Source organism: Streptomyces carpinensis (assembly GCF_002154505.1).
Taxonomy (GTDB): Bacteria; Actinomycetota; Actinomycetes; order Streptomycetales; family Streptomycetaceae; genus Streptomyces; species Streptomyces carpinensis.
This window is the reverse complement of record NZ_MUBM01000153.1, coordinates 1-12219: the sequence shown is the minus strand read 5'-3', so window position 1 is coordinate 12219 and position 12219 is coordinate 1. Positions and strand designations below refer to the sequence as shown.

Annotated in this window: 8 protein-coding genes; 5 read left to right on the top strand and 3 right to left on the bottom strand. The window is 71.9% G+C overall.

Going from position 1 to position 12219, the window contains the following annotated elements; translation table 11 throughout:
* Positions 1-1175, bottom strand: a 1175-nt coding sequence (locus BZY54_RS20685; RefSeq protein ID WP_086726674.1) for a phosphoenolpyruvate carboxykinase (GTP), incomplete at its 3' end; no start/stop codon positions are given.
* A 299-nt stretch (positions 1176-1474) separates the two neighbouring features.
* Between BZY54_RS20685 and trhA the strand changes: the two genes are divergently transcribed.
* The 4 genes from trhA to BZY54_RS20665 all read left to right on the top strand — a co-directional run bounded on the left by trhA (position 1475) and on the right by BZY54_RS20665 (position 5274).
* On the top strand, positions 1475-2188 hold the full coding sequence (gene trhA / locus BZY54_RS20680; RefSeq protein ID WP_086726673.1) for a PAQR family membrane homeostasis protein TrhA: 714 nt from the start codon (positions 1475-1477) through the stop codon (positions 2186-2188).
* A 119-nt stretch (positions 2189-2307) separates the two neighbouring features.
* Positions 2308-3873 carry an MFS transporter gene (locus BZY54_RS20675; RefSeq protein WP_086726672.1) on the top strand — a complete coding sequence of 522 codons (1566 nt, stop codon included), beginning with the start codon at positions 2308-2310 and terminating at the stop codon, positions 3871-3873.
* 5 nt (positions 3874-3878) lie between these two features.
* Positions 3879-4511 carry an acyl-CoA-like ligand-binding transcription factor gene (locus BZY54_RS20670; RefSeq protein WP_086726671.1) on the top strand — a complete coding sequence of 211 codons (633 nt, stop codon included), beginning with the start codon at positions 3879-3881 and terminating at the stop codon, positions 4509-4511.
* Positions 4512-4545: 34 nt separating this feature from the next.
* Positions 4546-5274 (top strand): Mut7-C RNAse domain-containing protein, encoded by a 729-nt coding sequence (locus BZY54_RS20665; RefSeq protein WP_086726670.1) that lies wholly within the window; start codon positions 4546-4548, stop codon positions 5272-5274.
* 9 nt (positions 5275-5283) lie between these two features.
* On the opposite strand, the gene BZY54_RS20660 is transcribed toward BZY54_RS20665, so the two are convergent.
* Positions 5284-6552 (bottom strand): glycosyltransferase family 87 protein, encoded by a 1269-nt coding sequence (locus BZY54_RS20660; RefSeq protein ID WP_086726669.1) that lies wholly within the window; start codon positions 6550-6552, stop codon positions 5284-5286.
* A gap of 434 nt (positions 6553-6986) precedes the next feature.
* A complete protein-coding gene (locus tag BZY54_RS20655) occupies positions 6987-9020 on the bottom strand; it encodes a thioredoxin domain-containing protein (protein ID WP_167414032.1) in 2034 nt (677 codons plus the stop codon).
* Positions 9021-9179: 159 nt separating this feature from the next.
* Between BZY54_RS20655 and BZY54_RS20650 the strand changes: the two genes are divergently transcribed.
* Positions 9180-12219, top strand: a 3040-nt coding sequence (locus BZY54_RS20650) for a tetratricopeptide repeat protein (protein WP_107419765.1), incomplete at its 3' end; no start/stop codon positions are given.

Sequence of the window (12219 nt, the reverse complement as noted above, 5' to 3'; positions counted from 1 at the left end):
GCGTTGGGGTGGGCGGCGGGCTCGGAGGAGTCCGGGGTCCAGTCGCGGCCCTTCCAGTCCGTCAGGTGGGCCGGGGACTCCGGCGTCATGCCCTCCCACCACACGTCGCCGTCGTCGGTGAGGGCGACGTTGGTGAAGACCGAGTTGCCCCACAGCGTCTTCATCGCGTTGGCGTTGGTGTGCTCGCCGGTGCCGGGCGCCACGCCGAAGAAGCCGGCCTCGGGGTTGATCGCGTACAGCCGGCCGTCCTGGCCGAACCGCATCCACGCGATGTCGTCGCCGATGGTCTCGACGGTCCAGCCGGATATCGTCGGCTCCAGCATGGCGAGGTTGGTCTTGCCGCAGGCGCTCGGGAAGGCGGCGGCGACGTACTTGGCCTCGCCGGTGGGCGGGGTGAGCTTGAGGATCAGCATGTGCTCGGCCAGCCAGCCCTCGTCGCGGGCCATGACGGAGGCGATGCGCAGGGCGTAGCACTTCTTGCCCAGCAGCGCGTTGCCGCCGTAGCCGGAGCCGTAGGACCAGATCTCGCGGCTCTCGGGGAAGTGCGAGATGTACTTGGTGGAGTTGCACGGCCAGGGGACGTCCTCCTGGCCCGGCTCCAGCGGGGCGCCGAGGGTGTGGACGGCCTTGACGAAGAAGCCGCTGTCACCGAGCTCGTCCAGCACCGGCTGTCCCATGCGGGTCATGGTGCGCATGGACACGGCGACGTAGGCGGAGTCGGTGATCTCGACGCCGATCGCAGAGAGCGGCGAGCCGAGGGGGCCCATGCAGAACGGGACGACGTACATCGTCCGGCCCTTCATCGAGCCGCGGAAGACGCCGCCCTTGCCGTCCGTGCCCTGGAAGATCTCCCGCATCTCGGCGGGGGCCTTCCAGTGGTTGGTGGGGCCGGCGTCCGCCTCCTTCTCGGAGCAGATGAACGTCCGGTCCTCCACGCGGGCCACGTCGGACGGGTCCGAGGCCGCGTAGTAGGAGTTGGGGCGCTTGATCGGGTCGAGTTTCCGGAACGTGCCCTTCCGGACGAGCTCCTCGCACAGTCGCTCGTACTCGGCCTCGGATCCGTCACACCAGACCACGTTGTCCGGCTGCGTGAGTTCCGCGATCTCGTCGACCCACGAGATCAGGTCCTTGTGGTTGGTCGGGATGACGGGGGGAGCCGCGATGTCGCGCGCCACGATCGCTCCTAAATGAGGGGTTTTTTGTCTTGTCGCCCCGTGGGGGCTGCGACCCGGATGCTTCGTAGCCGCTCATCCGGTGCCGACCGCACTCATTTGATCATCCGACTAACCCGCGCATCTGTCCAGAGGGCCGCACAGGTGAGCGGCGTGAGGAACGCCACGGTTTCCGTGATTCTTTGCGTCCACGTTGGGTTCAGGAGGAGGACTTTTTGCGTTTCGCCCGCTCTTCGCGATCACTCGCTGCTCACGCTGCGCGTTCACACCCGACTTACGGTGACGTAGGTACCATGCCCCCCATGACTACGTCCGCCTCCGACGCGCCCCTGGACCGGCCGGCCGGCGGCCGCGGTCCGGCAGCGCTCCCCCTGCCGCATCCGATCAAGCCCAAGCTGCGCGGCTGGCTGCACCTGGGCATGTTCCCTGCCGTGCTCATAGCGGGCCTCGTGCTCACCGCGCTCGCCGACTCCACCCGCGGGCGGATCGCCTGCGGCATCTACGTCCTCACCGCCTGCCTGCTGTTCGGCGTGAGCGCGCTCTACCACCGGGGCAACTGGGGCCCGCGCATGGGCGGCGTACTGCGCCGCCTCGACCACGCGAACATCTTCCTGATCATCGCGGGCACCTACACGCCGCTGACTCTGCTGCTCCTGCCCGGCGCGAAGGGCCAGTGGCTGCTGTGGGGCATCTGGGCCGCGGCCGTGGCCGGCATCGTCTTCCGGGTCTTCTGGGTCGGCGCCCCGCGCTGGCTCTACACCCCCTGCTACATCGCGATGGGCTGGGCGGCCGTGTTCTTCCTGCCGGACTTCCTGCGCACCGGCGGCATCGCGGTCCTGGTCCTGGTGATCGTCGGCGGGCTCCTCTACAGCGCGGGGGGCCTCGTCTACGGCATCAAGCGGCCGAACCCGTCCCCCCGCTGGTTCGGCTTCCACGAGGTCTTCCACTCCTTCACGCTGGCGGCCTTCGTGGTCCACTACGTGGGGATCTCGCTGGTGGCGTACCAGCACGCCTGACGCTCCCGCCCTCCGCCCCTTTCGCGGCCACGGCTCACACGAGCCGTGGCCGTTCTCGTGTGCGCGCGAAAGTTCATATCGATTGACAGTATCTAGATTTTGAGAGTTACTTTCATTTCATGGCTACTGTCACCCAGGTGGAAGGCGTACGGCGCGACCCGCGCCGCTGGTGGGCCCTCGGGGCCCTGGTCGCGAGCATGCTCACGCTCGGCTTCGACACGACGATCCTCAACGTGGCACTGCCGACCATGGCCGGCGAGCTCGGCGCCACCACCGGCCGGCAGCAGTGGATGGCGGACGCGTACGTCGTCGTCTTCGCCGCGCTGATGCTCCCCGCGGGACTCCTCGGCGACCGGTTCGGGCGACGCCGGATGCTCATCGCCGGGCTCGGGGTCTTCCTCCTCGGCTCGCTGGTGGGCGCGCTGGCAGAGGACGTGAACTGGGTCGTCGCGGCCCGGGCCTTCATGGGCGTCGGCGGGGCGCTCGTCACCCCTCTCGCGCTCTCCGTGCTGCCCTCGCTCTTCGGGCCCGACGAGCGCACCAGGGCCGTCGGCATCATCTCGGCCGCCTCCGCGCTCGGTCTGCCGCTCGGCCCGATCATCGGCGGCTGGCTGCTGAACCACTTCTGGTGGGGCTCGGTCTTCCTCGTCAACGTCCCGATGGCCGCGATCGGCATCGCCGCCTGCGTGTTCCTGCTCCCGGAGACCGGCGACCCCGCGTCCCCCCGGGTCGACGCCCTGTCCACCGCGCTCACCGCGACCGGCCTGGGCGCCCTCGTCTACGCGATCATCGAGGCACCCGACCGCGGCTGGGACGACACACTGGTGCTCGCGATGTTCGGCGCCGCGGTTGTGCTGCTCGTCTCGCTGGTGCTGCGCGAACGGCGGGCCGTGCGCCCCATGCTCGACATGACGCTGCTGGCCCAACGCGGCTTCCTGTTCAACACGCTCGCCGCGACCCTGGTGATGTTCGTCCTGTCGGGCCTGCTGTTCGTGCTGCCCCCGTATCTGCAGGCCGTCCTCGGCCATGACGCCCTGGGGACCGGACTGCGCCTGCTGCCGATGATGGGCGGCCTGATGCTCGCCGCGCGGGGCGCGCAGCCGATCGTCGCACGGTTCGGTCCTCGTGCCGTGGTGAGCGCCGGCCTGGTGGTGCTGGCCTTCGCCGCACTGCTCGGCAGCCGTACGACGGTCGACTCCGGCTACGGCTTCACCGCGCTGTGGCTCTCGATCGCCGGCGTCGGGTTCGGATTCTCCGTCGTGCCCGCGATGGACGGCGCCCTCGGCACCCTGCCCCGCGACCGGGCCGGCAGCGGCTCGGGCCTGCTCATGACGCTGCGCCAGGTCGGCGCCGCGATCGGCATCGCCCTGCTGGGCAGCCTGCTCGCGGGCGTCTTCCGCGACCGGCTCGACGTCACCGGGCTGCCCGTCCAGGCCGCCGACACCGCCGGTGACTCCGTGGTCGCCGCGCACCTGATCGGCGAGAAGGCGGGCTCGGCCCGTCTGGTGGCCTCCGCGGACAGCGCGTACGTCCACGGCATGGGCGTGGTCCTGCTGGTGTGCGGCATCGCCGCCCTGGTCTCCGCGCTGCTGGCGGCGGCCTTCCTGCCGAGGGCGACGCCCGTGCCGTCCGCGGAAGGCGTCGCCCCCGACGTGGTCACCCCGGCGGGGAATGCCCGACAATGAGCCCCATGACGGCCGCACGTTCCCGCTTCTCCCCCGCCGACCGCCCCCAGCTGGGACTTCGTGAGCGCAAGAAGATCAAGACCCGCGAGGCGATCCGCGACGCGACATACGCGCTGATCAAGGAGCAGGGGTACGACGCCACGACGATCGAGCAGATCGCCGACCGGGCCGAGGTGTCGCCGTCGACCGTCTTCCGTTACTTCCCGACCAAGGAGGACATCGTCCTCACGGACGAGTACGACCCCCTGATGGTGGAGGAGTTGCGCGCACGGCCCGCCGACGAGTCGTGGATCGACTCGCTGCGGCACGTGATCCACATGGCCCTCGACACGATGATGGCGGAGGATCCCGAGGTGGTCCGGATGCGGGCGCACCTCGGGATCCAGATCCCGGCCGTCCGCTCCCGAATGGTCGAGAGCATGTCGGAGACCGGGCGTCTGATCCGCGAGTCCATCGCCGAGCGCACCGGCCTGGACCCGGACAGCCTCGAAGTGCGCGTCTACGCGATGTCCCTCACCGGCGGCCTGATGGAGGTGTACATGCATTGGGCGGAGAACGACTTCCGGGGCGAACTCCGCGACCTCGTGGACCGCGCCCTCGACGTCCTGGAGCACGGCCTGCCCACCGAAAACCCCTGAGCCCAGGGCGCCCCTTCCGTGACATCCTGACCGGGTGAACGGTCCCGAGATCCACGTCGAGTTCGCCCCCGAACTGGCCCTCTTCGTGCCGAACGAGCGGCGCCGGGGAGCCGGAGAGGTCGCGACCGACGGCGTCTCCTCACTCGGCCACGTCGTCGAGTCCATCGGCGTCCCGCTGACCGAGGTCGGGAGCCTGGTGGTGGACGGCCGCGAGGTGCCCACCTCGTACGTCCCGGCCGCAGGCGACTCCGTGCAGGTCCGGGCCGTCGAACGCCCCCAGCAGGTCCCGGGCGCCCCCCTCCGCTTCCTCCTCGACGTCCACCTCGGCACCCTCGCCCGGCGCCTGCGCCTCCTCGGCGTGGACACCGCGTACGAGTCGACGGACATCGGCGACGCGGCGCTCGCCGCCCGCTCGGCGGCGGAGAAACGGGTCATGCTCAGCCGCGACCGGGGCCTGCTGCGCCGCCGCGAGCTGTGGGCGGGCGCCTTCGTCTACAGCACCCGCCCCGACGACCAGCTCCGTGACGTCCTCGGCCGCTTCCACCCCGAGCTACGGCCCTGGACCCGATGCACCGCCTGCAACGGCCTGCTGCGGGAGGCCACCAAGGAAGAGGTCGCCGACCAGCTCGAACACGGCACCCGGCGCACCTACGACGTCTTCGCCCAGTGCCGCGCCTGCGGCCGCGCCTACTGGAAGGGCGCCCACCACGACCAGCTGGAGGCGATCGTGCGGGGCGCGCTGGCCGCGTTTCCGAGCCGGTAGGGGTTTTGTTCAGCCCGTGGGCGCGACCTCGTCCGCGGTGTGTGGCCGTGGCACCAGGGCCCCTGCCCGTACCGGCCGGGTCCTGGCCGCGGTGGTCGCGGAGTGGAGCCGGCGCAGGAGGAGCACCGCGGCCGCCACCAGCAGCCCGTCGCGTACAGCCAGGGTGGCGACGGCGGACCAGGTGCTGTTGACGACATCCCAGTAGGTGAACGGGTAGATGACCAAGGTGAAGCCACACGCTGCGAGGATCAGGCGGGCCGGGGCCCGCATCGCGGAGGTGCGCCAGGTGGTGCCGACGGCGGCGAGCCCGACCGTCCAGAGCATGAACTGAGGACTGAACACTCGGCTGGTGAAGACGCAGAGCAGGACTGCGGTGAGCCCCAGGAACGAGGGAGCGGCGTCCGTGAAGAAGCTCGCCGGAAGCCGCCGCCTCAACCACAGCAGCCAGGCCAGAGCGAGGACGTTCAGGACCAGGAGTGCGCGCGACACGAGTTCCACGTACGGGCCTGTGAACTGCATGGCGCCGTAGGCCAGCTGTACCTGTCCGGGCCAGCCGAAGTGGCGGGCCACGTGGAAGGGCAGCGCTCCGAACGACTCGATCTGAAGGCCGCGATTGCTCTGTCCGATGGCGAAGGACCACACCCCTGGCAGGACGGCACCGAGCACCAGGCAGATACCGGCCGCGACCGCCAGGGCCCGCTTCCACGCCGAGCGCGCGGCCTCTTTCGACCCGATTCCCAGCAGTACCAGCACAGGCCAGAGCTTCATGGTCGCCCCGACGCCGGCCAGGGCACTCCCGGCTCCGGCGCGGGACGGCAACCAGAGGAGAGCGGCCACGCAGAGACCCGTGACCGTCATGTCCAGACGCGCGTAGGGCATCGACCCGAGCAGCGGGACGCCGAGCGTCCAGACCCAGGCGCCCACCATGCTGCGCTCCGGCCGGCGACCGGTGCGCACCAGCCCGGCGAACACGGCGGCGTCGACCAGGAAGGCGGCCACGAAGAAGGCCTTCTTGTAGGTGAGTACGAACAACAGCACGGGTGCCACAACCGCCAAAGACATGCCGGGGGGGTACTGCCAGGTGTCGTCACCCACGGGAAATCTCCCGGACTGAAAGATCGACAGCCAGTGCTGGTAGATGGAGACTTCCCCGTCGTTCCCGTCCGCGACCGGCAGGGTGACCAGGCCGAAGACCAGCATCAGCATCAGCAGCCTGCTGATCCCCCACTCGAAGAGCGGTCCCGCAGGTCGCCCCCGGTCCAGTGCGTTGCCGATCATGAGACTCCTTTCCCTCGTGCCGCAGCCGCATACGGCGGCACCTCGTCGGGCGACGCACGTCGGACCGCACCTCGGGCCGTGCGCTGTGAACGGGCGTGCCCAGGTGATGAGGCGAGGTGTCGGGGCCTTCCGCGGCGTGCCGCCGGCGTCGCGGTCCGCATCAGCTCAGGCCGGACGTGGAGCAGCGCCGCTGTCACGCGAAAGCCCTGTTCAAGACGGATCGCGTCGATGCTTCAGACCACGGGAACCCTAGCGGTGGTGCCGCTTCGGGTTGCGGCGCAGTGCAGGGCTGCGGCACTTTTCGCCCGTTCGGCGGGCTTAGGACCGCGCATCCGCAACCCGGCACCGTCTCCGCCATCAGCCGGGAGTTCGATCGCAACCCACCACTCGGCCGGCGGCCTCGACGCCGGTGAGCGGGCCTGACGCCGCGCGACTCACCCGCCGAGCGCGACCCGCAGCCGCTCCGGATCGGTCGTCGGCGCGTCGCAGGTGAAGTTGCGGCAGACGTACGCGGCCGGCGCGCCGTTCACGAGGGGACGGTCGGCGAGCAGGGGGAACTCGTCGCTGCCCGGGACGCCGTAGGCGACCACCGCGCCGGGGGCGGCGCCCAGAAGTGCCGTACGGTGCAGGGTCTTCGCGGCCTCGTCGGCGAGCGAGGACCCGACCACCGCCACCTCGCGCGGCCCGTCGAGCGCGGCCTCGGCGACGGCCAGCCCCCAGCCGATGAAGCGCGGAACGCGCGGGCCGAGTGCCCGCACGACGCCCAACGCCCGCTCCGCGGCGGTGCGGTGGGCCTCCGACCCCGTGTGGGCCGCGTAGGCGAGCAGGGCGCCGGCGGCCGCCGTCCAGCCGGAGGGGGTGGCGTTGTCGGTGGGGTCCTGCGGCCGGCGGATCAGTTTCTCGGCGTCGGCGGCGGTGTCGTACAGGGAGCCCGACTCCGGGTCGACGAACCGGGTCAGGACGTGGTCGAGGAGCAGGCCCGCGAATTCCAGCCAGACGCCCTCGCCGGTGACCGACGCCAGTGCCAGGAAGCCCTCGGCGACGTCCGCGTAGTCCTCCAGCACCCCGGCGTTCGCGCCGGCGTGCCCGTCCTTGCTGGTGCGCGACAGCCCGGCGTGCTCGTCCATGTGCAGCCGTACCAGGAGGTCGGCGGCGGCGACCGCGGCCTCGACCAGGTCGGGCCGGTCGAAGTACGCGCCGGTCTCGGCGAGGGCGGCGATCGCCAGGCCGTTCCAGGCGGCGACGACCTTGTCGTCCCGGCCCGGAGCGGGCCGCTCGGCGCGCTCGCCGAGCAGACGGCGCCGGACGGAGGCGATCCGCTCGGCGTCGAACACGCCCTCCTGCTGAGGCAGTTGAAGGACCGAGGAGCCGTGCTCGAAGGTGCCTTCCTCGGTCACCCCGAAGTACTGGGCGGCGAGTTCGGCCTCCTCGGGGCCGAGCACGTCGCGCAGCTGCTCAGGGGTCCAGACGTAGTAGGCGCCCTCGACGTGCCTCCCGGTGCCGTCGTCGCTGTCGGCATCGAGGGCGGAGGCGAAACCACCCTCTTCGGTGCGCAGCTCGCGCACCATGAAGTCGGCGGTCTCCACGGCGACCCGGCGGGCGAGCTCGGAGCCCGTGGCGCGCCACAGGTGGGCGTAGACACGGCACAGCAGGGCGTTGTCGTACAGCATCTTCTCGAAGTGCGGCACCACCCAGTCGCGGTCGACGGAGTAGCGGGCGAAGCCGCCGCCGAGCTGGTCGTAGATGCCGCCGCGGGCCATGCGCTCGCAGGTGTCCCGGGCCATCTGCAGGGCTCCCTCGGAGCCGGTGCGGGCGTGGTGGCGCAGCAGGAACTCGATCACCATGGACGGCGGGAACTTGGGCGCCCCGCCGAATCCGCCGCGCTGCGGATCGTACTCACGGGTCAGCCCGAGGAGGGCCTGCGCGAGCTCCTCCTCGCCCGGGGTCTGCGTACCGCCGTAGTCGATCTCCCGCTGCGCGAGGTCCCGCACGATCTTGCCGGCGACGTCGGTGACCTCCTCCCGCCTCGTCTCCCAGGCCTGCCGCACGCCCTGGAGCACCTGCCGGAAGGAGGGCATGCCGTGCCGGGGCGCGGGCGGGAAGTACGTGCCGAAGTAGAAGGGCTCGGCGTCGGGCGTCAGGAACACGGTCATCGGCCAGCCGCCCTGACCGGTGGCCGCCTGCACCGCCTCCATGTAGACGGCATCGACGTCGGGCCGCTCCTCACGGTCGACCTTGACGCTGACGAAGTGCTCGTTGAGGTAGCCCGCGGTGGTCGGGTCCTCGAACGACTCGTGGGCCATGACATGGCACCAGTGGCAACTGCTGTAGCCGATGCTCAGCAGGACCGGCACACCCCGCTTGCGGGCCTCCTCGAAGGCCTCGCCCGACCAGGGCCACCAGTCGACCGGGTTGTCGGCGTGCTGGAGCAGGTACGGGGACGTTTCGTGAGCCAGTCGGTTCGGCATACCCCCATCCTGCCTCACCCGCTCCGGACGGGCACGGAACGTGACCGGGGTCGGCGGTGCCGCCCCGCTCCCGCCGCCCCGATCGCCGCCCTCTCGCCTTCGCGGGTGGCTCGAAGGACACTCGTACGCACAGGAGTTGTCGCCGGAGGGGGACGGTACATGCGGGACAGTCATCGGGTGGAGGCCGAGCGGCTGCTGGCCCGGGCCGTGGAGGAGGAGGTACGGCGATCGGGCGGGCGTGTGGACGGCGGTGTGCTGCTGTCGCGGGCCCGGGCGGCGCTGGACACCCTCGCGCAGCCGGCGGCCGAGGAGTACGAGGCCTACACCCGGGCGCTGGACGAGGCGGCGGCCGGGCAGCTGACCTTCGCGCAGCGGTATGCGCAGGAGGGTGCCGGGACGGCCCTGATGGTCGCGGTCGTCGCCGCGCTCGCCGCCGCCGTGGCCGATGTCGCCCTCGGTACCGGCACGGGCACCGCCGTCGGCGCGGGCGTCGTGGTCGGCGTGGTCGGCGTGGCGGCCACCGTCCTGAAGGTGACCGCCGCCCATCTGCCCGCGGCCCACCACCGGGCGGGCGCCGCCGGTCAGCCCGGCGGCTCCGAGCAACTGCGGCTGCAGTGGCTGACCGCCCTGGAGGTACGCGGGATCCGTCCCTTCCTCGACCAGCAGCGCGTACTCGGCGCCTCCACGGCGCCGAAGAAGTCGGCGCCCCGGCTGCGGGGCACGGACAAGAGCGCGGCCGCCCGCAGGCGCAGCGTGCTGGAGCAGTCCTTCGGCCAACTGCCCGAACCCGTGGGCGTGTTCGCGGGGCGGCGGCAGGAGATGGCGCGGATCCGGCAGTGGGTGCAGGCGGCCCGTGCGAGCAGCGAGACCCGGCCGACGGTCGTCGTGCTGCACGGCGCGCCGGGCTCCGGCCGTTCCACCCTGGCCGTCCGGGCGGCCCACGACCTCAAGGACCAGTTCCGCGGTGCGGTCGTCGTCGACCTGCGCGGGGACAACGCGGAGGAGGCGCCGCTGACCACCCGCGAGGCCATGCTGCATCTGCTGAACCGGCTCGGCGCGCCCCGCGAACAGTTGCTGTTCCGCGAGCGTTCCTCCGCCGACCAGCAGGTCAAGCGGCTGGGCGAGCTGTACGACCAGCACCTGACGGGCCTGCCGGTGACGATCGTGCTGGACGACGCCTCGGACGCCGAGCAGGTCCGTGCCCTGGTCCCCGAGCGCTCCGACAGCCTGGTCCTGGTCACCTCCCGCAGGCCGCTTCGGCTGCCCGAGGACCTGCCGGCCTGGGTGTACCAGCTGCCGGTGGAGGCTCTGGACGAGGCGGGCGCGGAGGAACTGCTGGGCGCCGCGGCGCAGGACGGTTCGGGGCCCTACGACGCCGAGTCCGCCGAGCGGATCCGCCGGTTGTGCGGTGGGCTGCCGCTGGCGCTGCGGATCGCGGGTTCCTCGATCGGCCCGCGCTCGCCCCGTCAACTGGCCACGGATCTCGGGGCGTACGGGCCGGTGGAACCGGTCGAGCGGGTGCTGTGGCTGCGCTACACCGACCAGTCGGAGCCGGCCCGGCGGCTGCTGCGGCGGCTCGCGCTGGCGGGCCGCGCCTCGCTCGGCGCGGCGGCGGCGGCCGCGCTACTCGGCACGGACGAGGCGGAGGCGTCCCGCCAGCTGGCGGCCCTCACCGGGGCGGGCCTGATCGACCATGTCCGGGGCAGCCGCTACCGGCTGCACGACCTGGTGCGGGACTTCTCCCACGCCCGTCTGCTCGACGAGGAGGAACCCGGCGAGCGTACGGCGGCCCAGGAGCGGCTGATCGGGAACTACGCCGAGCTGGCCGACTCGGTGCTGCGCCTGGTCGACGGCAACAACTCCACGCGCTCCGACCGCTTCAGCCCGCACGGCTTCACCTCGCTGGACGAGGCACTGCGCTGGCTGGACGACGAGTCGAGCTTCATCACGGCGGCCCTCCGGCACGCGGAGGGCGTGGACCAGGCGGCCGTGCTGAACCTGCTGGGCGCACTGTGCGACTACTGCCTGCTGCGCGGCGACCTGTACCGCCTCGGTGAGATCAGCGAGCTGACGCAGGCCGTCGACCAGGGGCTGCTGGTCCGCTCGGTGCAGTGGCGCACCGGCATCGCGGCCCGTCAGCTGGGCGAGCTGGACAAGGCTCGCACGACGCTGACGTCGGTGGTGGATCTGTACATGCAGGCCCACCACGACGCGGGCGCGGCCCGTGCGCTGAACTCTCTCGGGATCACCCTGCACCATCAGGGCAATCTCACGGAGGCGGCCGCCAGGCTGCGCGAGGCCCTGGACCTGCAGGCGGTTCCGGAGTTGGCGACGGACCGGGCGTGGACGATGCACGCGCTGGCCGCGGTGGAGCGGGACCGGGGGAACCTGGCTCAGGCGCTGGACCTGCTGACGCGTTCGCTGGTGCTGCACCGCGAGGGCGATTCGGTGCACGGTGAGGCCTGGGCACACTTCCAGCTGGGCCAGCTCGCGCTGCGCATGGGCGAGGTGGAGCGCGCGGAGGCCGACCTGGAGCAGGCCCTGGACCGCTACGGCCGTACCCGTGACGCGCGGGGCGAGGCCTGGGCGCTGACGCAGCTGGCGCGGGCCCGGCTGGTGGCCGGTGACGGCTCGGGGGCGGTGGACGGGCTGCGGCGGGCGGCGGCCCGGCATCGTGACAACGAGGACGCGCGCGGCGAGGCGTGGACGCTGTACCACCTGGGGCAGGCGCTGGAGGAGACCGGCGATCTGGGCCAGGCGGTGCGCGAGCTGGAGCGGGCCCGGACGATGTTCTCCCGCATGCGCGACGTGTACGGCCTGGCCTGCGCCCGCCACCACTCCGCCCGGGTGACTCGCGATCAGCGGGCGGCGCAGACCGGTTCCCTGCGCAACTCCGGCTTTGCCCGCCAGCTGCTGGTCGACGCGCGCGCCGACTTCCAGCGCATCGGTGTCGCGCACGGCGAGGCGTGGACGTGTCTGGAGCTGGCCGTGGTGGACGCGGGCAACGCCCGCACCCAGCAGGCGCTGGCCCTGTGCGACGAGGCGGTGGCTCTGTTCGCCTCCTACGGCGACCGCCGCGGCGAGGACTGGGCGCGCTTCCTGCGCTGCACCCTGCTGCCGTACGCGGCGCCCGGCGGCGTCGAGGTCGGCACGGCGGTCGCGCAGGAGGAACTGTCCGCCCTCGCCCGGGCCGGCCACC

What these genes read in the sequence shown, in the direction of transcription:
- trhA (WP_086726673.1), top strand. Translation starts at nt 1,475, where the DNA reads ATGACTACGTCCGCCTCCGACGCGCCCCTGGACCGGCCGGCCGGCGGC.
- BZY54_RS20655 (WP_167414032.1), bottom strand. Translation starts at nt 9,020, where the DNA reads ATGCCGAACCGACTGGCTCACGAAACGTCCCCGTACCTGCTCCAGCAC.
- BZY54_RS20660 (WP_086726669.1), bottom strand. Translation starts at nt 6,552, where the DNA reads ATGATCGGCAACGCACTGGACCGGGGGCGACCTGCGGGACCGCTCTTC.
- BZY54_RS20670 (WP_086726671.1), top strand. Translation starts at nt 3,879, where the DNA reads ATGACGGCCGCACGTTCCCGCTTCTCCCCCGCCGACCGCCCCCAGCTG.
- BZY54_RS20675 (WP_086726672.1), top strand. Translation starts at nt 2,308, where the DNA reads ATGGCTACTGTCACCCAGGTGGAAGGCGTACGGCGCGACCCGCGCCGC.